Source organism: Clostridium sp. KNHs216 (genome assembly GCF_006714885.1).
In the GTDB taxonomy this organism is placed as follows: Bacteria; Bacillota; Clostridia; order Oscillospirales; family Acutalibacteraceae; genus Caproiciproducens.
On record NZ_VFMF01000001.1, the window covers coordinates 1 to 22562 of the forward strand.

Below are 22562 nucleotides of genomic sequence, written 5' to 3' on the forward strand. Positions count from 1 at the left end.
TAAAAACGCTGCAGTTCCACATTTTTGCGGAGCTGCAGCGTTTTTATCTTTGAGAGAATTTTTGAAATCTCTTTATCCTTTTTCACCCGATAGCCGGCGGCAAAATCGACGGCGTTGTTGAGCGGTTCGCCGTTTGCGTAATGCTGCAGGTTTTCCGCGGCAATACGCACCACGCGCTCAAGGGTTTCCTGCAAATGGTAAAATCCCGATATATGGGGAGTAACACGGCGTTGGGAATATCCCAGAGCCGGTGGCCTTCCGGCAAAGGCTCCGGGTCCGTCACATCAAGGCCGGCTCCGAAGAGACGCCCGCTTTCCAGTGTGTCACAGAGCGCTTCCGTATCGATGAGCGTGCCGCGTCCGACATTCAGGAGGATTGCGCCTTCTTTGAGCAGGGCGAGACGTTCGCGCGAAAACAGGTGATCGGTTTCCTTTGTGGCGGGCAGACAGAGGGCGACAATGTCCGCGCGGGGCAAAAGACTGTCCAGCTCCGCGGTCAAATGCATTTCGTCGGCGTACTCCGGCTTCTCTGCGACGGTGCGGCGCAGCCCGATGACGTACGCGCCCAGCGCTTTTACCTTTTGGGCAAATTCACCGCCGATATCTCCCATGCCGAGTACCAGAACGGTGGAACCATGAATGGATTTCACCTTGCCCTGACCCTTCCAGACATGCAGCTTCTGCGCGTCGCGGTAAGTATGAAGGCGTTTGATGATTTCCAGAAGCATGGCAAGCATGTGTTCGGAAACCGCAAGGCCGTATGCTCCGTCGAATTCGTCAGCGTCGTGCCTTTGGGAAGGACGCCTTCCTTCAGGTAGGCGTCCACTCCGGCGCTGCTGCAGTGCAGCCACTCCAGATTCGGGGAATCCTTCAGGTACTCCGCCGGCGATTGCCGATGATGATCTGGGCGTCCTGCACCTGTTCTTTGGTAACGCCTCTGTAAGAGCTGTACGTAAACCGGCAGTCCGGAGCGGACTGTTCGAGCAGCGATTGATGCTGTGCTTCGACGGGAAGAAAAACAAGGATGCGCTTGGAAAAAGTCATGATGGATACTCCCTTGCAATTTGATAGGATTTATTTTTCTGATCTGAAATTTGTTTTATTGTATAACAGGAGCTTTCAAATTGCAACCGGGAGATCCTTTCATTGGGACAGGAAATTACAGTTCAATTGCGATATCGTATTTTTTCAGCCAGTAGTTGATCTGAGATAGGCCATCATTTGGGGACCCGCCATCAGCTGGCCGAACCACGGCTTGCCGTAATCCGATTTTTCACTGAGCAGTTCCGCGGCGGCGGTTTGGCTGATGAGCTTGTGGAGCGGTTCTTCCCCGTTTGACAGGACTTCCGTCAGCCTTTGCTTCACAAGCATCTCGTAGGCCGGATTATGCGTTTTGGGATAGGGGCTCTTTTTGCGCATCAGGATATCTTCGGGCAGCCATTCCCGCGCCGCGTCGCGCAGCAGGCCTTTCACCACGCCGTCGTGACATTTGTATTCCCAGGGAGTGTTGAACACATACTGCACGATCCGATGGTCTGCGTACGGGAGCACCTCAAGCCCGCTTGCCATGCTCGACCGGTCCTTGCGGTCAAGCAGGGTGGACATAAACCAGTTAATGTTCAGGAACGAAATTTCCCTGCGCCGCTTTTCCTGTGCGCTTTCACCCTCCAGAACGGGGACGGCGGCAATGGATTCTTCATACCGCATATTTACATACTCCGCAATGTGCAGTGCGTCGGCGATTTCGGGAATCAGCAGTCCGGTCCGGATGGACAGGTCGGGCGACCATGGGAAGCAGTGACCTTCAAAGGCCTCTTTCTTGTGGAACCACGGGTAACCGCCGAAGATTTCATCCGCGCATTCTCCGCTGATGCCCACCACATGATTTTTCTTGATCAGGCTGCAGAAATACAGCAGGGAAGAGTCAACGTCCGCCATGCCCGGCAAATCCTTGGCCTCAACGGCGTCATAAAGCTTGTCGGCCAGCGTTACGTTGTCGCATTCCAGATAGTGGTGGTCGGTCTGAAACAACTCCGCCATTTTGGCGACCCATGGCTTGTCGGCGCCGGGCTGAAAGGCCGTTGGCTTAAAGTACTTGTCGTTCCGGTAAAATCGAAGGAATAGGTGGAAAGAGTTTTGCCGCCGCCTGGTAATTCCTTGCCGCCAGCGCGGTGATGATGCTGGAATCGAGGCCGCCGGAAAGAAAGGTGCAAAGCGGCACATCGGAAACAAGCTGTCTGGTAACGGCGTCCTCCACAAGGTACCGCACCGCTTTACGCTGTCCTCGTAGCTGTCGGGATGCTCGTAGCTTTTCAGTTTGAAATAGGGATATGTTTCAAAACCCTGCCTGTCAAACACGGCGATGCAGCCGGGCTTGATTTCCAGTATGTTTTTGAATACGCCGACTCCGGCGGTTCTGGCCGGTCCGATTCCGAATATCTCGCACAGCCCCTGCCGGTCAATCACAGGGTTGATTCCCGGATATTCAAACAGCGCTTTGATTTCCGAGGCAAACACAAGCCGCCCGTTTTCTATGGAATAAAACAGCGGCTTTACGCCGAAACGGTCGCGCATAAATAGCAGCAGCCGCGCCTTTCGTCGTCTACCGCAAAGGCGAAGATGCCGTTCAGTTTTTCCGCACAGGTAAATCCGAATTCGATGTAGCATTTCAGAAGGACTTCGGTATCGCTTTTGGTTTCAAACGTATGGCCGAGCGCTTTCAGCTCCGACCGCAGCTCCTCGGTATTATACAGCTCCCCATTATACACGATAGTGTAGCGGAACCCGTCCGCAACAGCGGTCATCGGCTGTTTGCCGCCCTCAATATCCACAACCGCAAGCCTTGTGTGGGCCAGCGCCGCGTGGGCCGAAACATGAACGCCGCTGTCGTCCGGGCCGCGGTGATTGAGTTTCGCTCCCATTCTTTTTGCCAGTGCGCGCCAGAACAGCGCTTCCTCGCTCAAATCGTCATGATAATCACAGAACCCCGCAATTCCACACATAGTAATCCCTCGCTTTCTTTGTCTTTTTTATATTATGCTCATCCGTCATTATGGTTAACAGATCCGCATCTTTTATGTGGAATGGGAATGAAAAAAACCGCCCCGTATGACGGCGGGACGGTTGGATTTTCGATTTGTGTGATTTGATTTATTTTTCTTTTTTTTCGCCTTGCCTTTTTCCGCTTTCGCTGCCTTTTCCTGTTCAGCAGCCAGCTCGCTCAGAATTCTTTCCGCCGCCGTGCGGCGCGCGGCGGCCTCGATGGACAGCTCGATTGCCAGCCTGGTCAGTTCGGCGTCGCCTTCTCCCGCAGTGGAACGGACGCGGTCGCCGACCTCCTTCAGCGCGACGGAGTGCGCTTCGCAGAAACGCCTGTACATCTCGTCTTTGGAAGCGTCCTCCAAAAGGGTTTTGAGCAGGGAAGAGATATCCTGAATGGATAAAACCTGCTTGAGCATACAGATGACCATCAGCATCGCCAGATGTTCGCGAGAATATTTTTTTTGCTCGGGCCGGGGAAGAACCCCGTCCTTTACATAGTTGTTGATCATGCTCGACGTCAGTAGGCCGGTGCTTTCATTGCGTTCAAAAAGGCTGAGCTGTTTGTTCATATAGGTCAGCACCTGGTCCATATATAAATAAATTTCCGGCAGCCTTTCCCAGTCCACCGAGCTGTATTCTTCAATTTCCTCCGCCCATTTCGAGATTTGTTCGGCTGCTTCGCTCATTTTGAGTCCTCCTTCGTTTTTGCCGCACGCTCATAGCAGGTAAAACGGCTTGGCGGCGTGCCCATACATTTTTTGAATACGCGGGAAAAATACAGCTGATCGGAAAAACCCGCCGAATATGCGACCTCGCCGACGGAAAGATTCCGTGACTCCAGAAGCTCGGAAGCCTTGCTGATGCGGTAGCGCATCAGATACTCGTTCGGCGACAGGGAAATATGCTGCATAAACAGCCGGTACAGGTGGCTGCGGCTGATTCCCACGCTGGAAGCGATATCGGTGATGCCGATATCGCTGGAATAGTTGTATTCGATAAACTTGATTGCTTTCTGCACATACTCGTACCCGTTTGCCTGCTGTGTGGACGGAACCCCGAATTTGTCCATCAGCGCGGCCAGAAACAGCAGGAGGCCGGACTCCATTCTCGCCTCGTCGCTGGGGCTGGAACCGGAGGCATTGCAGATTTTCAGCAGAAGCTCCTCAAAAAGCCGGTCCTCCTCGTAGTGAAAAACAGGGCTGCGGTCCAGAAGGCCTGTCTGGCCCATCAGCCTTTTTGCGTCGCTGCCGTTGAAACCGACCCAGCAGTATTCCCACGGGTCTTCCCGGTCCGCAACATAATGAACGACATGCGAGGGTTCCACCAGGAAGCCGTCCCCCGTCGAGAGATGGTATTCCTGTCCGCCGCTGGTAAAAGCGCCGTGCCCCGACAAAATATAGTGAATCAGGTAATGGTCGCGTACGGCGGGTCCCCAGGAATGGCACGCGCCGCAGCGCTGGACTCCGCAGCTGTAGACGGCCAGCCCCAGGCTGTTGTGAAAAGGCACCCGGAAAGAACGCCTGAATTCGTCATTCGTCATCAGGAAATCCAACCTCCCTTCCAATATTTCTTCATGAATTTATTATAATTCGCACGTCACATTTATGCAATAAAAATCAAAAAGTAGTAAAATATAATTGAAATAAATACCTTCTTCGTTTATAATTATAGCAATTGCATTTCGGTTTGCGAGATAAAACACGTTTCTCCCCCGCCGAAGGCGGGGGAGAAACACAACCTTGTTGCACAATCAACTGGAAATGCTGCAGATGGAATCATTGTATTTTTTATATCATTATATTTTCAGAAACGAGGGATTAAAATTATGAGCCCTGATCAAAAAATTCAGGTTTCCATGATCGTTCTGCTGGCCGGTCTTGTCATTGTTTTCATTGTTCTCCTGTCCCTGACCCGTTTGATTAAAAGCTATGGCGCGGAACTCAAAGCGCTGCAGTCCAATCCGGCGGCACGGACAAAAGCTGCCCCGGCAGCCGCCTTATCCGCTGGTTCGGCGGTCGTTCCCGCTGTTCAGGCCGGAATCTCCGAAGAAACGGTAGCGGTCATTTCCGCCGCTGTTTACGCTTTATACGGCGCCTCCGCCGGGAGGGTGACCGGTATCCGCCGCTCTTCGCAGCCCAGCCGCTCCGCATGGGGAATGGCAGGGTTACTGGAGAGTACCCGCCCTTTTTAGTGAGCCGTCCGGGGTTTTCCGGGCACGGGGATTTTCCTTGAATGACTGACGCCCGGCGTCTCAATATTGATGAAATACCCGCACTCGGTTTAGTGCGGGTATTTGTATGTTCCCAATTCCTGTTTGCTATTGTATTCAAAATATTGTATAATTAAACTTATGCAATAAGAAACCTATGGGCGGTTTCCGCCCAAATTATCAAGTTCTGGCGGTGAATTCATGAACAATATTACAACGGATCAAATGATGGAGATCAGGAAAAATGTTCTGGATAAGGAATTTTTCAGAATGAATGACAGGCAGAGGGAAGCGGTTTTCTGTGTAAACGGCCCCCTGCTGATCCTTGCCGGCGCCGGAAGCGGTAAAACCACCGTGCTGGTGAACCGTATCGCCAATATCATCCGTTACGGAAACGCCTACATAAGCAAAACCATTTCCAGTTATCTGACGGAGGAAGACCTGAAAGCGGCCAGGCGGTATCTGAGCGCGGACGAGCCGTTAACGCCGCAGGTGAAAGGCCATTTCGCCGTGGAGCCCTGCCGCCCGTGGCAGATCCTTGCCATTACCTTCACCAATAAGGCGGCCGGAGAGCTGAAAAACAGGCTGATTGCCATGCTCGGGGAAGAAGGAAACGATATCTGGGCTTCCACATTCCATTCCACCTGTGCGCGCATGCTGAGACATGACGGGGAGAAGCTCGGCTATTCCAATCATTTCACGATTTACGACACGGACGATTCCCGCCGGATGATGAAGGAATGTCAGAAGACCCTTAACATCGACGATAAAATCCTCTCTTATAAATCCATTCTTTCGGCGATTTCCCACGCGAAGGACAGCATGATCCTGCCCGGGGAATACGTGCAGCAGGCCGGCAATGACAGCAGGCTGGGGATGATCGGGCAGGCGTACAAGCTTTATCAGGCAAAGCTGAAGGAAGCGGACGCCATGGATTTCGACGACTTGATCTGCAACGCGGTGTACCTGCTTCAGCAGAACCCGGACGTACTGGAGTACTATCAGAACAAATTCAGATACGTTATGGTGGACGAGTACCAGGACACCAACCACGCGCAGTACCTGCTGGTCAAGCTGCTTGCCCAGAAGAGCGCAAACCTCTGCGTTGTGGGCGACGACGACCAAAGCATCTACAAATTCCGCGGCGCAACCATCGAGAACATCCTGAGCTTTGAAAAGAACTTTCCAAATGCGAAGGTGATCCGCTTGGAGCAGAATTACCGTTCTACCAAAAATATTCTGAATGCGGCCAACGCGGTCATTGAAAATAACAGGGAGCGTAAAGGAAAAACGCTCTGGACGGACAACCCCGCAGGGGAGAAGCTCGGCGTACATACCGCTTTCAGCGAACAGGACGAAGCGGATTTTATCGCAAAGAAGATATTGGAAGGCGTTGCGGCCGGCCGGAAATTTTCCGACCATGCGATTTTGTACCGCATGAATTCCCAGTCGAATATCCTTGAAAAAATCTTTGTAAAATCCGGTATCCCTTACCGCATTATCGGCGGTCTGCGCTTCTATGAGCGCAAGGAAATCAGGGACATGATTGCGTATTTGAGCGTCATCAACAACCCTTACGACGAAATCCGGCTTCGCAGGATCATCAACCAGCCGAAGCGCTCCATTGGGGACAAGACGATTGCACAGGCTACGGAAATCGCTGCCACACTGGGGGAAAGCGTGTTCGACGTGATTAAAACCGCTGATCAGTACGAGCCCCTGAAACGGACCGCGCCCAAGCTTTTGCAGTTTGCCGCGACCATGCAGCAGCTGATTGACGCCGCAAACGATGAACATACGAGCCTGAATGAGCTCTACCATTTGATTCTTGACAAAACGGATTATATCGGCAGCCTGAAGGCGTCCGAAAACGACGACGTGCAGGACAGGATCGACAATATCAACGAACTTGCGTCCAACCTGATCAAGTACGAGGAAGATAACGGCGAAGAGGCGACTCTTTCCGGCTTCCTCGAGGAAGTCTCCCTGCTGACCGATATCGATAACTTTGACGGAAATTTCGACAGCGTGGTCATGATGACCATCCACTCGGCAAAGGGCCTGGAATTTCCGGTCGTGTTCCTGCCCGGATTTGAAGAAGGGATTTTTCCGGGAATGCAGGCGATCTACAATCCTCTGGAAATTGAGGAGGAGCGCCGTCTAGCTTATGTCGCCATCACAAGGGCGAAAGAGGAGCTGTATGTTGTCAACGCGGAGAGCCGCATGATCTTCGGCAGCACCTCCCGCAACAAGCCCTCCCGCTTTGTTGAGGAAATTCCCGAGGAACTGGTTGTCCGCAGCCGCACCAGAGAATGGAAAAAGCCGGCCCCGGGCATGTCCCTTCCCACTTCTGCTTTTGAGGCACGGGTGGTTACGACCGAATCGGCGCGCAGCTTCGGCCCGTCGAACCTGATCCACAGCGAGCCGCCGAAGGTTGGGTTCAAAGTGGGGGACAGCGTGGTTCACAAAACGTTTGGGACGGGGATGATCCTTTCCGTTTCTCCTATGGGCAACGATACCCTGCTGGAGATTGCTTTTGAACAAGCCGGAACAAAAAAGCTGATGGCGAATTTTGCCCGCCTGCAAAAAGCCTGATCAAAGCGATATAAATCCAAAGCCCGCCTGAAAAAACAGGCGGGCTTTATCTGTACTCGGCAGACTGCTGTCTGACTTTATGCTTTGCGGGAACGGTCGTTGCAGCTGCATTCAGTAACTTTGGGCGGGAAAAACTCGTCGGTCGGAAACTCAATGCGGCGGAACATATCGCATGGATTGTCTGATGTAGTGACACATTCTTTTTCCGGGATGCAGAAGTCATACGCAGGAATCAGCATTTGTACATTCCTGACGATTTGGACGATTGTAAAAATGCCGAGTGTAACATAAACAGTACGATCGGAAGCAAAGTCGAGCTGCCCCCCGAAATGTCTGCAGATAGAGTCGGGAATCCGGCAGCAGCTTTCCTTGCAATGCGACTGGCAGTCGCAGATCCTGGCGGACAGGCAGATCGGCTCCGCAATCTGACAGGTTGCTTTAGGGAGCACGTTGCCGCACATAGAAGATGGGCTGTCGATGTCGTCCTGCGTGCAATCGGAACTGAACATTTTTACGTTGCCCTCGCTGCCGTACAAAATTACCCTCTTATTGAATATGGATACACCATTTACAATGCAGGGGTTTGTGGCCAACGGACAGAATACGTCTACGCATACATCGAAGAAAAAGGTCATATCTACCGAATAAAAGCCCCTGTTAAATGGTACCGGCTCCAGATCAAGGAACACGGTAATGACATCAGCGCTTCTGAGCCTGACGTTTGTCGCATGCTCAATCAGGTCGTGCTTATCCGGTGGGAAATAAACCCTTAAATCTTCAAGGCAATCTTTATCAGAAGAGTATACGGGCTATAAGTACACTCTGGAGGTCAGGTTCGAGTGCGAAAGCAGGTTTGGTATTTATTATTCTATTTATTGCTATATTCATAATGATATCATCAATTCCAGGATACCCGGCAGGTGCTATGTATCGTTACATGAAGAAATGCGCTTATGCAGGCATGTTTTTCAATAGGTACTGTTTAGCCGGGCATTCGTCAATACTTTCATAGTCTTTGTATTCGCCGGTATCGGAAATGCCTTCCAGATGAAGGAAGGTGGGGTGAATCAATTTGTCGTCGATCTGGCTTGCAACAATATGCAGTTCAATTAAGCCCATTCCGTCTTTTTCGATTTCCATAATTTTTTCTTTCAAAAGCTTGAGATTTACGCTAATTCTTTGCATTTCAAAAACATCCTTTATTTTTATTCGTTGCGCAACATGTTGTAATTTTAGAGGAAATGTTTCAAAATTGCAATAGCGAAAAAAGTCGCAATTTTAGAAATTTTAAGGAATGAAAAAAAATAGGATAAATAAACAAAATGTAGCGTGATATGATGGATTTTTTATGAATTTTTTGATGCTATTTTGTAGAAATAAGACCATTTTGACTTGGGAGAAAAATAATATTTGAATGCTTCCTGTCGAAGTAGTTAGATTTATAGTTTGTTTATGCGAATATCGTAATACTCAGGATGATTATCAAACCATTTCACAGCGTAGGAGCAGGTAAGACGCGCTTTCCGGTTTTGCTGCCTCAGCAAAGCAGCAGTCGCTTCCATCAGTTTGCCGGCAATTCCCTGGCCCCGAAGGGAATCATCCACGAAGGTATGGTCGATATTGACCGTTTGTTCGTCAATGTCAGGGAAGATGACCTCTGCAACAATACTGCCGGATTCGTTTTCGGCAAAAATTCGGTTTCGTTCCTGTTTCAATTCCAATATAAGCCCTCCTTTTTCTTGTAGTATGCCATTTCCAAAGGCACTTTGTCAATGTGCGGGCCTTATTTTCTGAAGTCTCTTTCCCATTTCGGAAAAGCCGCGTCCGGATGCGTCAAATGCCCGGAAAAAGGGTTGGGCTACGGATAAAATGGTTTCAGATACACCTCCAGTGTGAACTGCGCGGGCCTGGCACCCCTTTCCTTGCAATAGACAATTCTGTCCACCATCGCTTTTAAGAGAAGATTTCTTTTTTGCAGAGAGGCCGAAGCGTAAGCTTCCAGCACGGTACCGATTCGGTTGCCGGCGATATCGCAGCTGCCGGGATGCCGGGTCATGGCCTTGTCTCTGATTTCCTCCAGCTTGCTTCTTTTTGCTTTTAAATAGGCCTGACGTGTCAGAAACGTATCCGGGTCGTAAATTCCCTGTTCCAGAAAATCGTGCAGTTTTTCTATCTGGCCGTCGGTGGTTTTGATTTCCGATTCGAGGGCACTGAGCATTTCTCTGCTGCCGGGCTGCCGCATCGCAGAATCCTCCTGTGTGATTGTGAAACGGTTCATCCTGTGCTTCAGCGTGTCCAGCACCGCGTTTTCCACCAGGGGAAGGGAGGAGGATACCATGCAGCCGGGCTTCTGGCAGAGCAGATAGGTTCCGCCGCGGCGGGTTACCTGCCGCTGCATCAAAGAGCCGCAGTGAGCGCAGTAGACAAGACCGGCGAGCGGATTTTCCACATTGCCCGTATTTGCCGGAGGATGGGAGCGGTACGCCGCCGTTTTCTGCGCCTGTTCAAAGATCTCCCCGTCAATGATTGACGGATGGATTCCCTGTACGACGGTCCATTGATCTCGGGGATTTTTTACGGTGATCTGTTTGCTGCCGCCTTTCGCGCCTTTCCGGAACTGCGTTTTCTGGTTCCAGACAATTTTGCCTGTGTAAGTCGGGTTGTGCAGGATTTTCATGACGGAAGACCTGCCGAACTTTTCGGAACGGTGCGGTTTTGCGCCCATGGCGTTTATTGTGTCGGCGATCTGCTGGCAGCCCATCCCCTTGTCGACGTACAGGTCGAACATCATCCGCACAAACCGGGCCTCTTCTTCCAGAACCGCAAGCGTCGGCCTCTTGCCGACCGTCGTTTTCACGTATCCGTAAGGGGCGTTGGCGATGTATCCCCCTTCCGCAATGGTTTTCTGGATTCCCCTCTGCATCCGGCGCTTGATTGCTTTCAGCTCCTGCCGGGCCATAAAGGTTTCAAATTCCGAATAGGTCTCATCCATCTCATTGTTCAGGTCGTAAACCTTTCGCGGCGTAATGATCTTTGTGTCCGCGTTTTTCAGCGTCTCCAGAATGACCCCCTGGTCGCTCATGGCGCCGCGCCCCAGACGGTCGATATCCATGCAGAGTACGGCGTCGAATTGACCGTGCTCCACGTCGGCCAGCAGCTGCAGCATCTGGGGACGGGCGTACAGCGATTCTCCGGAGACCACTTCCTCATATATTTTTACCACAGTCAGATTGCTGTTTGAGGCGAATTCCAGCAGGGTCTCTCTGTGCCGTTTTAATGTTTCGTCAACCGTGTCGCTCAGCTCTTCCGCACGGCTTTTCCGCAGATAGACGGCTGTATTCATTTTATCACCCGCTTTCTCTTCCTATATTTATGGAAGAGTTCCATGAATATTCCGGCCTCCGAATCCTTTGGGATTCGGAGGCCTTTTCCGTTTCTGAATAATTTTGGAATTACCGTTCCGAAATCGCTTCGGAGGGAATAGGACAAACACCGGAATTCATATTTTTTACTGAGGTGATGCATATGCGCGACACAGGAAAACCGGCTGTCACCGTGCATATTTTATCGGGAACGGCCGGAGAGATCGCACGCAACAGGGAAAATCTGCGGTATGTAACGGAGCAGATCTGCAGTGAAAAAAACGGGTCTGCCGTGAAAGTGACCATTGACTGGGACGTGCCGGCAGAGAAAAGCCCTATAAAAGGAAAGGGGAAGTACCCATGAAATACGAAGTCCTTCAGGGATATATGGCCCTGTGCCGTTATTACGGATGGAAACCGACGTGGGCCGGACTGAAAGCGTTTAACCGGGGAGAGCGTGAAAAGAGTCTGAAAAAGGGGGAAAGCAAAAAATGATCTGCGCGCCATGTGCAAAATGTAAGAGAAGGGCCGACAACAGGATCTGCCGCCGTTTCTGTTCCGCCTATAAACGTGCTTTTGAACGGAACGTGGAGCGGCAGCTGGATGAAACGCTGTTCCGCCGGCTCGCCAGGATTTCCAAATAAAGCGGGAAGAAAAACAGAACCGCCCCACACGGGGCGGCAGCGTTTTCTATTGTTTTCCCATATACTTTGCAACGCGGTCGTGAAAATGCTCGTAGGAAGTGCTTCCGTTCAGCAGCTTCAGCTGCAGATCATCCGACAGGGAGAAAAAGAAATCCTTTACCTTTCTGTCCTGCTCAGGCAGATTCGACGGAAACGGGAATTCGTAATATCCTGTATAGTCCAAGCCAATCACCTCTGGAATAGTGTATGACTATTTTTCCGAAACATGCAGAATTTTCCTTTTTTATTCCGGAGGGCGATGAAAGAAGGGCCGGGCGTTCGGGTCCGTATGTATCAAACGTGTTTACTGTTCTTCACTGCATGAATCATATACGCGCAGTCCGTCTATGCATACAGCTTCGTTAAAATTTCCTGTGTTTTGCACATTCGCAGATGTTTCCGTGCTATTTCCATCCATAAAATAATCCTCCTAACACATTTAGTGAAACCTTTGTTTCTCAATACCATTTTATGGCGGCTGTTTCATTGTGTTACAGAAATATTTTCCTATTATAAGTCAGATTTTTCAAAATCTCGAAAAACTAAACAAATAATATAAAATAATAAATACATAGTAATATTAATCATTAAAATAGAGTAAAAATCTGCAAAAAATAAGCAATAAATACAAAATTAGCTTATTTCGTCCTGATTAATTCGTCCTTTTATAAAATCTTTTCTATTTATATTTTATTAATATTCTGTTATAATTGTGTTAAATGAATGTAAGATGTTAATCAAAGCTAAGAATTCATCCCTCGACAGGACGAAATGAGGTTAATTTCATGTCACTTGCGCTCATGATCGCACTTCTCCTTGTGTGCGCTTCCATCTTTGTCAATGGCTGGACGGACGCGCCGAATGCAATCGCTACTGTTGTTTCGACCCGAGTGCTTTCCCCGCGGGCAGCCGTTTTAATGGCTACGGCTTTTAATCTGGTGGGCATCATGTGCTTCGGCACGGCTGTTGCCAGCACCATTGCCAATCTCGTCAATGTCGGGACCGGCTCCAACCCTTTGATTGCCATTTGTGCGGCTCAGCTTTCCATAGTAATATGGTCGGTGTCGGCCTGGAAATTCGGAATCCCCACGAGTGAAAGCCACGCGCTGATTGCCGGGCTGATGGGTTCCGGAATCGCGTATAACGGCTTTTCCGCCTTTAAGCTGGCCGAGTTTCAGAAGGTGCTGTGGGGAATTGTCATCTCAACAGTCGTCGGTTTTTTTGCGGCCTATGTTGTCACCAAGGCGATCGGCTTTTTATTCCGCCGGGTCAAGCGTTCCAAAGCGAACCGCTTCTTTTCCCTGGGGCAAATCGCTTCCGCCGCTTTAATGGCTACGAGTCACGGCGCACAGGACGGTCAGAAATTTATGGGCGTTTTTGTGCTTGTAATTCTTCTTGCAAACAATCAGCCTATTCCGGCAACGGTACATATTGATATCTGGATTATGCTGCTTTGCTCGCTGGTCATGGCAATCGGCACCTCGATCGGCGGGTACCGCATCATTAAGACCATGGGGATCGATATGGTCAAACTGGAAAAGTATCAGGGATTTTCCGCTGAAATCGTGGCGTCTCTCTGTATGCTGATTACGACCGTGTGCTCCGGAATTCCTCTTTCCACCACCAACACGAAGGGCACCGCTATGATGGGTGCGGGCGCGGCCAGGCGTTTTTCCGACGTAAACTGGGGAATTGCCAAAGAAATGGTAATGGCGTGGGTACTGACCTTCCCTGCCTGCCTGATTCTTGGTTATGCGATGACCAAACTGTTTATACTGATCTTTTAGAATGGTATAGACGGTATAGAATATGTTTATAGGAATGAATCTGTGTATTTGAAGGGTAAGGGAACTATATGAGTAATTTTTTTGCTAAAGGGCCGGACTACTTCTCATTGTTTGAAAAGGGAATCGGTATTTCCTGTCACGCTGCAAAAGTGCTTCAAACTTCGTTTACGGATGGGGTGATCGACAAAAAAGAAATCACCCTGCTGAAAGAACTTGAACATGACGGGGACAAGCACGTTCATTACTGCTCCAACCTCATTGCGGACGCTTTTATCACACCGATCGACCGTTCGGATATGATGGATATGGTCCGCGCGATCGAGTCTATTACGGACAGCATCGACGATATCGGGAATCAGATTTATATGATGCATATTTCCGAGGCGAATGAAACGACCGTCAAGCTGGTGGATCTGATCGTCAAAAGCTGCGAGGGCCTGTGTACTTTAATGGCCGACTTTAAGCAGTTTAAGAAAAATCTGAAGAGTATTAAGCAAATGTCTGTTTATGTTAACCATCTGGAAGAAGAGGGAGACGCTATTTTCAGCGAAGCAATGAGAGAACTGTTCGACCCGGAAAACAAAATGGAAATGATCGATGTGATCCGGCTCCAGAATCTTTACAATACCATGGAGAATTCACTGGATTACTGTGAAGACGTCGCCGACATTGTAGAACAGATTATTATTTCCAATACCTAAGTTCATTGCCTTTTTGAAGCTCACCTTTCTGACGGGTGGGCTTTTTATTTTTGCTGCAAAAAGGGCGGGAAAGTTGCATATTGAACCTCGCCCAATAGTTTGCTATAATACTCTTAATAATGACATCATTGTGTAAAAGGGGATTTTTCATGGCAAAGGTTACTTTGATTGCTTATACTCCCGAACCGGAAAAAACAGTTGCGCAGGCGGCAAAGCTCTGTTATTCGCCTGCTTCCATAGAAGATATATCGGAAGGACTCACCGACGAAAAGGTTGCGTCCTTTGTGGACATGCTGGCCGAAATCGGGCATGAAAGCCCGATTGAGCACGCGTCCTTCACCTTTGGGATCGAAGGGGTTTCCCGTTCCTTTCTGGCGCAGATGACCCGCCACCGCATCGCCTCCTACAGCGTGCAGAGCCAACGCTACGTGACGGAAGCCTGTTTTGAATACGTAATTCCGCCGGAGATTGAGGCGATTCCCGAAGCGAAGGCGGAGTTCCTTCTGGCCATGGAGGAAGACCAAAAACACTATGAAAAGCTGACGTCTCTTTTAAAGGAGAAGCATAAAAAAGCGCTGATGGACGCCGGAAAGGATGAAAAGTCCGCCGAGCGTGCCGCGCAGAAGCAGGCGATTGAGGACGCGCGGTTTGTCCTGCCCAATGCCTGCGACACCAAGATGGTGTGCACGATGAACGCCCGCTCGCTGTATAATTTCTTTTCCCACCGCTGCTGCAACCGCGCCCAGTGGGAAATCCGCGCCGTCGCGGTGGAGATGCTGCGGCTTGTCCGCGGCGTGGCGCCGCACCTTTTCAAGCACTGCGGGCCGCCCTGCCTGCGCGGTGCATGCCCGGAGGGTAAAATGTCCTGCGGCAAAATCAACGAGGTGCGCGAGTTTTTTAATGGAATAGGGGAAAACTGATGAGCGGAAAATTAATTACCATGGAGGGCCTGGACGGCAGCGGAAAGGCAACGCAGACCGAACTGCTCTGCAAGGCGCTGGCCGGACGGGGCGTGAAGCTGCGCCGCGTTTCCTTTCCGGACTATAACGAGCCGTCCTCCGTTCTGGCCAAGATGTACCTGAACGGGGAATTCGGCTCCGATCCCGACGATGTGAACGCGTACGCCGCTTCCTCGTTTTATGCGGTCGACCGTTATGCAAGCTATCAAAAACACTGGCGGCAGGATTACCGTAACGGCTCCCTGATTATTGCCGACCGGTATTCAACTTCCAATATTGTGTTTCAGCTTTCCAAGCTGCCGCGGGAGCAGTGGCCCGGTTTTGTGGAGTGGGTGCAGGACTATGAATACGACAAGCTGGGACTGCCCCGTCCCGACCTGACTATTTACCTCAATATGCCGCTGGAGGTTTCCCAGAAGCTTTTGAGCGGCAGGTACCATGGAAACGAGGAAAAGAAGGATATCCACGAAAGCAACGCGGAGTATCTGCGCGCATGCCGGATCAGCGCGGAATACGCGGTGCAGAGGCTGAACTGGAAAACGGTTGAGTGCGCGGACAGCAGCAGGGGCCTGAAAACGGTTGAACAGATTCACGGTGAAGTCATGGAGATTGCGGCGGGCGTGCTGTAAGTCCGCGGCTTCCTTACGACAGAGAGGGGCGGTTTGGTATGATTTGTTTTGCTGACTGGGAAATGCGCGGCGAGCTTGCAGAAATCTGGGCAAGCTGCTTTCACGAGCCGGTGCGTCCGGCAAAATATTTTCTGAATAATTATTATAAGCCCGAGAACTGTCTGGTTTATAAAATGGGGGAGAAAACCGCGTCCGTCGTTTATCTGCTGCCCGCCCGGATTCTTGCCGGCCCGGCGGCCGTGCAGGCGCACTATATTTATGCGGCGGCTACCTTGCCGCAGTACCGAGGGCACGGCTGTATGGCGGCGCTTCTGGCCGCGGCCGCGCTGGTGGGGGCCAACCGGGGGGATCAGTATTCCGCGGTGCTTCCCGCCGAACCGGGCTTGTACGGCATTTATGAAAAGTCCGACTATACGAAATTTTTTCAGGTCGGCACCGTTTCTCTGTCATTGGAGGAAATGTGTTCGCTGGCCGATTCGGGAGTTTCCGCCAGAACCCTTCTGACGTATGGCCAGATGAACGGACTCCGCCGGGAAAAGCTGGCGGGGAAAACCGGTTCCGTGCTTTGGAGCGACGAAGCGTTTGCCTTCGCCGCCGGAATGGGCAAAATCTACGGAGACAGAATGATCTGCTCCCGTACCGGTGAAAAATTCGCGTACGCCCTGTGCCGCCGGACGGACTCCGACGCCTGCGCGGTTCTGGAACTGATGGCGGACGGCGATACCATTCGCGATCTTGCGGCGAACATCATCAGCGGGCTGCCGGCTGAACGGTATACGTTCCGCCTGCCCGTCTGGGAGACCCTCTTGGGAAAGCAGGGGAAAATATCCGATTTCGGGATGCTGAAGCCCCTCGGAGGAGCTGCTTTGGATTCGGTGCGTCAGGCTTCGGCCACGCCGTATCTCGGATTGCCGCTGGATTAATTTTGGAGGTGTTAAAATGATTTATCTTTTTCTGGCAGATGGATTTGAGGAAATTGAGGCGCTGGCGACCGTCGATGTTTTAAGGCGTGCCGGCTGCGAGCTGGTTACGGTCGGCGTCGGCGGCAAAAAAATCACCGGGGCGCATCAGATTGAAGTGACCGCCGACATAGAGGAAAAGGAAGCGGTGACGGACGGGCTGGATATGGTGGTGCTGCCGGGCGGAATGCCGGGTACGCTCAATCTGGAAAAATCCCCGATTGTGAAAGCCGTCATCCGTTACTGCGCGGAAAACGGCCGATATATCTGCGCGATCTGCGCGGCCCCCTCCATCTTAGGCCATATGAACCTGCTGAAAGAACATACGGCGACCTGCTTCCCTGGCTATGAGCAGGAGCTGCACGCAAAAACCGTGTCCGACGGACCGGTCTGCGTCAGCGGAAAGATCATCACGGCGAGGGGCGCCGGCGTCGCCGTCGAATTTGCACTTCAAATTGTGGAAGTGCTTTTTGGCGCTGAAAAATCAAAGATGCTTAGGAAGTCGATGCAATGTATGTAAGAAATATCCGGGAAATCAAAATGAATCTGCGCGCGCGCTATCGCCAGTTCCGCGAAAAGCTGGGTGAGGACCGGAAAATCAGCCTGGATTCCACAATCCAGAGCAGGATGCTCGCGCTGCGGGAATACGCGGCGGCGGACACGGTCTTTACGTATGTCAGCAAGCCGATCGAGGTGGACACGATTGCCCTGATCAAGGCCGCGCTGGCCAACCACAAGCTGGTCGCCGCGCCGCGCTGCGTTCCGGACACCTACGATATGGAATTCTTTTATATCACCTCGCTTGACGATCTGGAAAAAGGCAGCTTCGGCGTGCTGGAACCGATCGTATCGAAGTGCCGCAGGGTGACCGATTTTTCCCGGGGTTTCTGCATTGTGCCGGGACTCAGCTTTGACGCGCAGGGGTACCGTCTCGGCTACGGCAAGGGGTATTACGACCGCTTTCTGGCGGAGTTCGGCGGGACCACCGTCGGAATCTGTTATTCCGGCTGTGTCCAGTGGAATCTGCCCCACGGCTACTACGACAAGCCGGTCGACATTCTGATTACAGAGAAATACATCAGGAGAATGGCCAATCAGAAAAACTGAAATAGCCATCCTGATGTTTAAAACAGGAGGACGTATCCATGAACGACGACAGGGACCTTAACGAGTACCACCAGAAAAAGGTGGAAAGCTTTAAGCTGAATATTCCCGATGAGGATTTGGGCGATACGCCGGGTACGGACCTTTCTTCCGATCTGCGCGGTACGGACGACGGTGCGTCCAACAGCGTCATCAGCAGCTACAGCGACCCGCGCGAGGCGCAGAAGGCAAAGTCCATGCAGGATGAAGCGGAAATCAAAGCAGAAAAGGCACACCAGCTCCGTAATAAGGAAAAGGGCAGAAAAAACAAGGGCTTTTTCCGGTTCATCTGGATCATTATGGTTCTGTTTGCTTCCATTCTTTTTTCACAGTTCCTGATTACGGGAATCAACGACATGCTTGCGATCGGCAAGGAAAAGGTGAGCGTGACGGTCGAAATACCGAAGAACGCCTCCGGCGGACAGGTTGCGGAAGTCCTGAACAGCGCCGGTATCATCCGCGACGCGAGTTTCTTTCAGGTTTATTCCAAGCTGACGAAGGCGGACGGCCATTACAGCAACGGCAGCTATAAAATTGATACCAATATGGACTATGAGGCCATTATCAATAATCTTCAGTCCAATATGAACCGCGTGGATACCGTGAAAATCACCTTCAAAGAGGGCGCCAACATCCTTGAAATTGCAGACCTGATGGAGAAAAACGGGGTCTGCTCCTCCAAGGATGTGCTTTCCGTTGTGAATTCGGACACCTTTGATAAAAGCTATGAAATGCTTCAGGCAATCACAAACGAGCCGGACCGCTACTACAAGCTTGAGGGCTATCTTTTCCCGGACACCTATGAATTTTATAAGGACGAGGACCCCGAGCAGGCGGTCGAAAAGCTGATCAGCAACTGCAGTAAGAAGCTGACCAAGCAGATCCGCAATAAGGCGGCGGCAGAGAATATGACGATTGACCAGATGATGACGCTGGCTTCCATGATCCAGGCGGAAGCGGCGGACAAAGACGATATGTACAAAATTTCCTCCGTTTTCCACAACCGCCTGAACAGCGGCGGAGAAGGCGACCTGCTTCGCCTGCGTTCCGACCCGACCACCTATTATCCGTACCGTACCAAGGCGGCCGTACCGTCCGATATACGCGAAACCTATAAGAGCAAATACGATACTTATACCATCAAGGGCCTGCCCGCGGGGCCGATCTGCAATCCGGGCGCGGATGCGATCGACGCGGCCTTAAATCCCGCAAGCACCAAATATTATTACTTCTGCCATGATAAGAACGGAAAAGCGTATTATGCCGCGACCAATGCGCAGCATGAAGCGAATCTGAAAAAGGCGGGACTGAAATAGAAGGCTTTGGAGGACAAAAATTGACGGATACGAATCAACGCGCTGAGCTGCTTTCCCCCGTGGGTGACAGGGAACGGCTCGGCGCGGCAATCAGCTTTGGCGCCGACGCGGTTTATCTGGCCGGACAGGAATTCGGCATGCGCACGGCGCCGTCCAATTTTACAAACGAAGAACTGGTTCAGGCGGTGCAATATGCGCACGGCAAAAACGTCAGGGTCTATCTGACCTGCAACACCGTACCGCACAACGACGAGCTTTCGCGTCTTCCGGAATTTCTGCGGTTTGCGCAGGAAGCCGGGGTGGACGCGCTGATTATCGCGGATTTCGGAGTCATGGCGATGGCGAAGAAATACGCGCCGAAGGTGGATATTCACATGTCCACACAGGCCGGCGTCGCGAACTACGTCAGTGCCCGTGAGCTGTACGATCTGGGCGCTTCCCGCGTTGTGCTGGCGCGCGAGCTGAGCCTTGGGGAGATTGCGGAAATCCGCGCCAAAACGCCCCGGGAGCTTGAACTGGAGGTTTTTGTGCACGGCGCCATGTGCGTTTCGTTTTCCGGCCGCTGCCTGCTTTCCAGCTATCTGACGGGGCGCGACGCGAACCGCGGCGACTGCGCGCAGCCGTGCCGCTGGGAATACGCGCTGATGGAAGCCAAGCGTCCGGGCCAGTATATGCCGGTTTCCGAGGACGGACACGGCACCTACATTCTGAATTCTAAAGATATGTGCATGATCGAACATATTCCGGAAATTCTGAAAACCGGCGTGACAAGCTTGAAAATAGAGGGCAGGGCAAAGTCCGCGTACTATGTTTCGGTGACGACCAACGCCTACCGGAACGCCATTGACGAATACTGCGTGGACCCGGAAAAAAAGGTCTCCCCGTGGATCGTGGAGGAGCTGAACAAGATCAGCCACCGCGAGTACAGCACCGGCTTTTACTTCGGGACCGAACCGGGGCAGGTGTACGGAAACGGCGGCTATGTGCGGGAATACGATGTGATTGCCGTCTGCGAAAGCTATGAAAACGGCGTGGCGGCGCTTTCCCAGCGCAACCGCTTTTTCAAAGGTGATACCGCCGACGTGCTGGAGGCGGGAAACCGTCCGTTCCTTCTTCCGCTGAACGAATTATATGATAAGGACTGGAACCCGATCGATTCGGCGCCTCACGCCACGATGACCGTATTTCTCAAAACCGACCGGCCCATTCAAAAGGGCGCGATTCTTCGCAAGGCAAGAATCTGACCCAATATCGTGCAGATTCCATGCATTGACAGGGAAAATCATGATTAAAGCTCCTCCATATTGGTAATCCTAACCAGTATGGGGGAGTGTTTTTATGGAAAAAAGAACAGCCGCTTTTTTCGGTGTTTTTATGCTTTGTCTGTTTCTCTGCGTTTTAAGCCTGTACACGGTGTCGGACGGCGCTCAGCTTGCCGCGACCGCCGACAACCAGAGCAGCTACAAGCTGGTGGTGGCAAAAACAAGAGGGACCATTTACGACTGCAATAAAGTCTCTTTGACCGGCGCGGATACGGAGTACGCCGCCGCCATTGCGCCGAGTGTGGAGGGTGCGGCGGCACTCAGCAAGGTGCTGACGGAAAAGGAACTGGAGAGTGTTTATCCGTCCCTGACCGCGGGCAAGCCGTTTGCCCTGAAGCTGCCGAAAAGCATTACCGCAAACGGGATCGACGTATTCCCCATTGATAAGAGGTATGCCGACAAACAGACCGCCGTTCACACCATAGGCTATCTGGACGGCTCCGGCGCGGGCGCCGCCGGGATAGAAAAGGCGTTCAACAAGCAGTTGACGCAGAATCAGGGACAGATTTCCGTCACCTACAAGGTGGATGCCGTCAACCGCGTGCTGGCGGGAGAGGACAAAAAGATCAGCGATTCCTCGTATCTGCACAACAGCGGGGTGGTGCTGACAATCGATAAAAATATTCAGGAGATCGCCGAAGAAGCCGCCGGGAAATATCTGACCAAGGGCGCGGTGATCGTTACGGAGGTGCCGTCGTGCAAAATCCGCGCAATGGTCAGCCTGCCCGACTTTTCCCCGAACAACATCGCGGCGGCGCTGAAAGCGGAGGGCTCTCCGCTCGTCAACCGCTGCCTTTCCGCGTATAACGTGGGTTCCGTATTCAAGCTCGTTTCCGCTTCCGCCGCTCTGGAATACGGCGTTTCGCCGGACACCCAGTACACCTGTACCGGCTCGATCGACGTGGACGGCGGCATTTTCCATTGCTTTAACGGGGAGAGCCATGGCGCTGAAAATATGAAATCAGCGATCGCGCAGTCCTGTAACACCTATTTTATCAACCTCATGAAGCAGGTGCCCCAGGCCCAGTTTTTGCTGATGGCACAGAGCATGGGCTTTGGCCGCTCCTTTGAGATCGCGCCGGGCGTCTCGTCGGCTTCGGGCAATCTTCCCACCTTAAAAAGCCTCAATATCCCGAGGGCTCTGGCGAACTTTTCGTTCGGGCAGGGGGATCTGACCGCCACGCCTCTGCAGATTGCGGCAATGGTGAACGCGATCGCAAGCGGAGGGGAGTATACCCAGCCCTACCTGTACGAGGGCCTTGTGGATGAAAATCTGAAATACACGGCGAAAGCGCCCGCGCAGGAAAGCACTCAGGTGATTTCACAGAACACGGTGGACCTGCTCCGGGATTTTATGAAGGAATCCATTGAGACGGGAACCAGCAAAAAGGGCAAACCGGCCAAGGGCGGGGCGGGCGCGAAAACCGCGACCGCGCAGACGGGACGGTATGTGAACGGGGTGGAGGCGGTCGAATCCTGGTTTTCCGGGTTCTATCCGTATGAAAACCCGAAGTACGTGATCACGGTGTTTGCGGAGGACGGCACCGGCGGCGGCGCGACCTGCGGTCCGGTCTTTAAGCAGATTGCCGACGCGCTGGCCGATAAAATCGGTCAATAACCGACAATTAGATTGACAAGCCGCGGGATTCAGTTTATAATCAGGATGAAATAAAGTGAATCGTGCCGGGAACCCGGCACAGTAATAAAGGCGATGAAGGGTACGAAGGTGCCGGGCACTGCAAAAGAGAGGGAATTCACGGCTGAAAGATTTCCGCGGCTGCCGTCACCGAAGCCAACCCGCAGCCCCGTGGTGAAGAACCGCGGCGTTTTCCCCGCGTTAAGGGGGTTCAAGCGGC

At 52.0% G+C, this 22562-nt stretch carries 27 protein-coding genes; 15 read left to right on the forward strand and 12 right to left on the reverse strand.

All coding sequences use genetic code 11. The features are described from left to right. Positions 1-82: 82 nt before the first annotated feature. The 7 genes from LY85_RS00005 to LY85_RS00020 form a co-directional block, all read right to left on the reverse strand. Positions 83-850: a D-2-hydroxyacid dehydrogenase gene (locus tag LY85_RS00005; protein WP_243122430.1), complete on the reverse strand. Its 768-nt coding sequence runs from the start codon at positions 848-850 to the stop codon at positions 83-85. Positions 851-869: 19 nt separating this feature from the next. Continuing rightward, on the reverse strand, positions 870-1043 hold the full coding sequence (locus LY85_RS19445; protein ID WP_243122431.1) for a hypothetical protein: 174 nt from the start codon (positions 1041-1043) through the stop codon (positions 870-872). A gap of 144 nt (positions 1044-1187) precedes the next feature. After that, positions 1188-2039 carry an asparagine synthase C-terminal domain-containing protein gene (locus LY85_RS19745; RefSeq protein WP_347562451.1) on the reverse strand — a complete coding sequence of 284 codons (852 nt, stop codon included), beginning with the start codon at positions 2037-2039 and terminating at the stop codon, positions 1188-1190. A gap of 46 nt (positions 2040-2085) precedes the next feature. Continuing rightward, positions 2086-2268 (reverse strand): asparagine synthase-related protein, encoded by a 183-nt coding sequence (locus LY85_RS19750; RefSeq protein WP_347562452.1) that lies wholly within the window; start codon positions 2266-2268, stop codon positions 2086-2088. 283 nt (positions 2269-2551) lie between these two features. After that, positions 2552-3001, reverse strand: a complete 450-nt coding sequence (locus LY85_RS19755; RefSeq protein ID WP_207705539.1) for a hypothetical protein — start codon at positions 2999-3001, stop codon at positions 2552-2554. A gap of 72 nt (positions 3002-3073) precedes the next feature. Further along, positions 3074-3727: a DUF1836 domain-containing protein gene (locus LY85_RS00015; RefSeq protein WP_141824991.1), complete on the reverse strand. Its 654-nt coding sequence runs from the start codon at positions 3725-3727 to the stop codon at positions 3074-3076. Continuing rightward, a complete protein-coding gene (locus LY85_RS00020) occupies positions 3724-4581 on the reverse strand; it encodes an AraC family transcriptional regulator (RefSeq protein ID WP_141824992.1) in 858 nt (285 codons plus the stop codon). The genes LY85_RS00015 and LY85_RS00020 overlap by 4 nt, the downstream gene beginning before the upstream one ends. Positions 4582-4866: 285 nt before the next feature. On the opposite strand from LY85_RS00020, the gene LY85_RS00025 reads away from it, so the two are divergent. Continuing rightward, entirely contained in the window at positions 4867-5232 is a 366-nt protein-coding gene (locus LY85_RS00025) for an OadG family transporter subunit (protein WP_141824993.1), read from the forward strand. A gap of 219 nt (positions 5233-5451) precedes the next feature. After that, entirely contained in the window at positions 5452-7845 is a 2394-nt protein-coding gene (locus tag LY85_RS00030) for a UvrD-helicase domain-containing protein (RefSeq protein ID WP_141824994.1), read from the forward strand. 77 nt (positions 7846-7922) lie between these two features. On the opposite strand, the gene LY85_RS00035 is transcribed toward LY85_RS00030, so the two are convergent. From LY85_RS00035 to LY85_RS00050, 4 genes are all read right to left on the reverse strand, one after another. Then, the gene (locus LY85_RS00035; protein WP_243122432.1) at positions 7923-8381 is read right to left on the reverse strand and encodes a hypothetical protein; all 459 of its coding nucleotides are present in this window, start codon (positions 8379-8381) and stop codon (positions 7923-7925) included. Between the two features lie 415 nt (positions 8382-8796). Further along, positions 8797-9030 carry a hypothetical protein gene (locus LY85_RS00040; RefSeq protein WP_038323675.1) on the reverse strand — a complete coding sequence of 78 codons (234 nt, stop codon included), beginning with the start codon at positions 9028-9030 and terminating at the stop codon, positions 8797-8799. Between the two features lie 254 nt (positions 9031-9284). After that, positions 9285-9566, reverse strand: a complete 282-nt coding sequence (locus LY85_RS00045; RefSeq protein ID WP_141824995.1) for a GNAT family N-acetyltransferase — start codon at positions 9564-9566, stop codon at positions 9285-9287. Between the two features lie 137 nt (positions 9567-9703). Then, a complete protein-coding gene (locus LY85_RS00050; RefSeq protein ID WP_141824996.1) occupies positions 9704-11188 on the reverse strand; it encodes a recombinase family protein in 1485 nt (494 codons plus the stop codon). 182 nt (positions 11189-11370) lie between these two features. Between LY85_RS00050 and LY85_RS00055 the strand changes: the two genes are divergently transcribed. From LY85_RS00055 to LY85_RS19105, 3 genes are read left to right on the forward strand one after another with little or no spacing between them, the layout of a single operon-like run. Further along, entirely contained in the window at positions 11371-11571 is a 201-nt protein-coding gene (locus LY85_RS00055) for a hypothetical protein (protein ID WP_038323678.1), read from the forward strand. Beyond that, the gene (locus LY85_RS19640; protein ID WP_279230980.1) at positions 11568-11702 is read left to right on the forward strand and encodes a hypothetical protein; all 135 of its coding nucleotides are present in this window, start codon (positions 11568-11570) and stop codon (positions 11700-11702) included. Before LY85_RS00055 ends, LY85_RS19640 begins: the two co-directional genes overlap by 4 nt. After that, positions 11699-11851 carry a hypothetical protein gene (locus LY85_RS19105; protein WP_185741047.1) on the forward strand — a complete coding sequence of 51 codons (153 nt, stop codon included), beginning with the start codon at positions 11699-11701 and terminating at the stop codon, positions 11849-11851. Before LY85_RS19640 ends, LY85_RS19105 begins: the two co-directional genes overlap by 4 nt. A gap of 46 nt (positions 11852-11897) precedes the next feature. Here the strand turns inward: LY85_RS19105 and LY85_RS19110 are convergent, their stop codons facing one another. After that, positions 11898-12074: a hypothetical protein gene (locus LY85_RS19110; protein WP_185741048.1), complete on the reverse strand. Its 177-nt coding sequence runs from the start codon at positions 12072-12074 to the stop codon at positions 11898-11900. Between the two features lie 601 nt (positions 12075-12675). Between LY85_RS19110 and LY85_RS00060 the strand changes: the two genes are divergently transcribed. The 10 genes from LY85_RS00060 (at position 12676) to LY85_RS00105 (ending at position 22324) form a co-directional block, all read left to right on the forward strand. Further along, positions 12676-13677 (forward strand): inorganic phosphate transporter, encoded by a 1002-nt coding sequence (locus tag LY85_RS00060; protein WP_141824997.1) that lies wholly within the window; start codon positions 12676-12678, stop codon positions 13675-13677. A gap of 68 nt (positions 13678-13745) precedes the next feature. Beyond that, positions 13746-14378, forward strand: a complete 633-nt coding sequence (locus tag LY85_RS00065) for a DUF47 family protein (protein WP_141824998.1) — start codon at positions 13746-13748, stop codon at positions 14376-14378. Positions 14379-14527: 149 nt separating this feature from the next. Further along, positions 14528-15298 (forward strand): FAD-dependent thymidylate synthase, encoded by a 771-nt coding sequence (gene thyX, locus LY85_RS00070; protein ID WP_038323681.1) that lies wholly within the window; start codon positions 14528-14530, stop codon positions 15296-15298. Beyond that, on the forward strand, positions 15298-15966 hold the full coding sequence (locus LY85_RS00075) for a deoxynucleoside kinase (protein ID WP_141824999.1): 669 nt from the start codon (positions 15298-15300) through the stop codon (positions 15964-15966). The genes thyX and LY85_RS00075 overlap by 1 nt, the downstream gene beginning before the upstream one ends. Before the next feature lie 38 nt (positions 15967-16004). Continuing rightward, positions 16005-16889 (forward strand): GNAT family N-acetyltransferase, encoded by an 885-nt coding sequence (locus tag LY85_RS00080; protein WP_141825000.1) that lies wholly within the window; start codon positions 16005-16007, stop codon positions 16887-16889. Positions 16890-16905: 16 nt separating this feature from the next. Next, entirely contained in the window at positions 16906-17445 is a 540-nt protein-coding gene (locus LY85_RS00085) for a DJ-1 family glyoxalase III (protein WP_141825001.1), read from the forward strand. Continuing rightward, positions 17436-18032, forward strand: coding sequence for a 5-formyltetrahydrofolate cyclo-ligase (locus LY85_RS00090; RefSeq protein WP_038323684.1), 597 nt, complete (start codon positions 17436-17438; stop codon positions 18030-18032). Before LY85_RS00085 ends, LY85_RS00090 begins: the two co-directional genes overlap by 10 nt. Positions 18033-18070: 38 nt before the next feature. Continuing rightward, on the forward strand, positions 18071-19384 hold the full coding sequence (mltG, locus tag LY85_RS00095; RefSeq protein WP_141825002.1) for an endolytic transglycosylase MltG: 1314 nt from the start codon (positions 18071-18073) through the stop codon (positions 19382-19384). 20 nt (positions 19385-19404) lie between these two features. Then, on the forward strand, positions 19405-20628 hold the full coding sequence (locus LY85_RS00100) for a U32 family peptidase (protein WP_141825003.1): 1224 nt from the start codon (positions 19405-19407) through the stop codon (positions 20626-20628). Between the two features lie 94 nt (positions 20629-20722). Next, on the forward strand, positions 20723-22324 hold the full coding sequence (locus LY85_RS00105; RefSeq protein ID WP_038323686.1) for a penicillin-binding protein 2: 1602 nt from the start codon (positions 20723-20725) through the stop codon (positions 22322-22324). Positions 22325-22562 lie beyond the last annotated feature (238 nt).

What these genes read in the sequence shown, in the direction of transcription:
- LY85_RS19445 (WP_243122431.1), bottom strand. Translation starts at nt 1,043, where the DNA reads ATGACTTTTTCCAAGCGCATCCTTGTTTTTCTTCCCGTCGAAGCACAG.
- LY85_RS19745 (WP_347562451.1), bottom strand. Translation starts at nt 2,039, where the DNA reads ATGGCGGAGTTGTTTCAGACCGACCACCACTATCTGGAATGCGACAAC.
- LY85_RS19755 (WP_207705539.1), bottom strand. Translation starts at nt 3,001, where the DNA reads ATGTGTGGAATTGCGGGGTTCTGTGATTATCATGACGATTTGAGCGAG.
- LY85_RS00015 (WP_141824991.1), bottom strand. Translation starts at nt 3,727, where the DNA reads ATGAGCGAAGCAGCCGAACAAATCTCGAAATGGGCGGAGGAAATTGAA.
- LY85_RS00020 (WP_141824992.1), bottom strand. Translation starts at nt 4,581, where the DNA reads ATGACGAATGACGAATTCAGGCGTTCTTTCCGGGTGCCTTTTCACAAC.
- LY85_RS00025 (WP_141824993.1), top strand. Translation starts at nt 4,867, where the DNA reads ATGAGCCCTGATCAAAAAATTCAGGTTTCCATGATCGTTCTGCTGGCC.
- LY85_RS00030 (WP_141824994.1), top strand. Translation starts at nt 5,452, where the DNA reads ATGAACAATATTACAACGGATCAAATGATGGAGATCAGGAAAAATGTT.
- LY85_RS00040 (WP_038323675.1), bottom strand. Translation starts at nt 9,030, where the DNA reads ATGCAAAGAATTAGCGTAAATCTCAAGCTTTTGAAAGAAAAAATTATG.
- LY85_RS00050 (WP_141824996.1), bottom strand. Translation starts at nt 11,188, where the DNA reads ATGAATACAGCCGTCTATCTGCGGAAAAGCCGTGCGGAAGAGCTGAGC.
- LY85_RS00055 (WP_038323678.1), top strand. Translation starts at nt 11,371, where the DNA reads ATGCGCGACACAGGAAAACCGGCTGTCACCGTGCATATTTTATCGGGA.
- LY85_RS19640 (WP_279230980.1), top strand. Translation starts at nt 11,568, where the DNA reads ATGAAATACGAAGTCCTTCAGGGATATATGGCCCTGTGCCGTTATTAC.
- LY85_RS19105 (WP_185741047.1), top strand. Translation starts at nt 11,699, where the DNA reads ATGATCTGCGCGCCATGTGCAAAATGTAAGAGAAGGGCCGACAACAGG.
- LY85_RS00060 (WP_141824997.1), top strand. Translation starts at nt 12,676, where the DNA reads ATGTCACTTGCGCTCATGATCGCACTTCTCCTTGTGTGCGCTTCCATC.
- LY85_RS00065 (WP_141824998.1), top strand. Translation starts at nt 13,746, where the DNA reads ATGAGTAATTTTTTTGCTAAAGGGCCGGACTACTTCTCATTGTTTGAA.
- thyX (WP_038323681.1), top strand. Translation starts at nt 14,528, where the DNA reads ATGGCAAAGGTTACTTTGATTGCTTATACTCCCGAACCGGAAAAAACA.
- LY85_RS00075 (WP_141824999.1), top strand. Translation starts at nt 15,298, where the DNA reads ATGAGCGGAAAATTAATTACCATGGAGGGCCTGGACGGCAGCGGAAAG.
- LY85_RS00080 (WP_141825000.1), top strand. Translation starts at nt 16,005, where the DNA reads ATGATTTGTTTTGCTGACTGGGAAATGCGCGGCGAGCTTGCAGAAATC.
- LY85_RS00085 (WP_141825001.1), top strand. Translation starts at nt 16,906, where the DNA reads ATGATTTATCTTTTTCTGGCAGATGGATTTGAGGAAATTGAGGCGCTG.
- LY85_RS00090 (WP_038323684.1), top strand. Translation starts at nt 17,436, where the DNA reads ATGTATGTAAGAAATATCCGGGAAATCAAAATGAATCTGCGCGCGCGC.
- mltG (WP_141825002.1), top strand. Translation starts at nt 18,071, where the DNA reads ATGAACGACGACAGGGACCTTAACGAGTACCACCAGAAAAAGGTGGAA.
- LY85_RS00105 (WP_038323686.1), top strand. Translation starts at nt 20,723, where the DNA reads ATGGAAAAAAGAACAGCCGCTTTTTTCGGTGTTTTTATGCTTTGTCTG.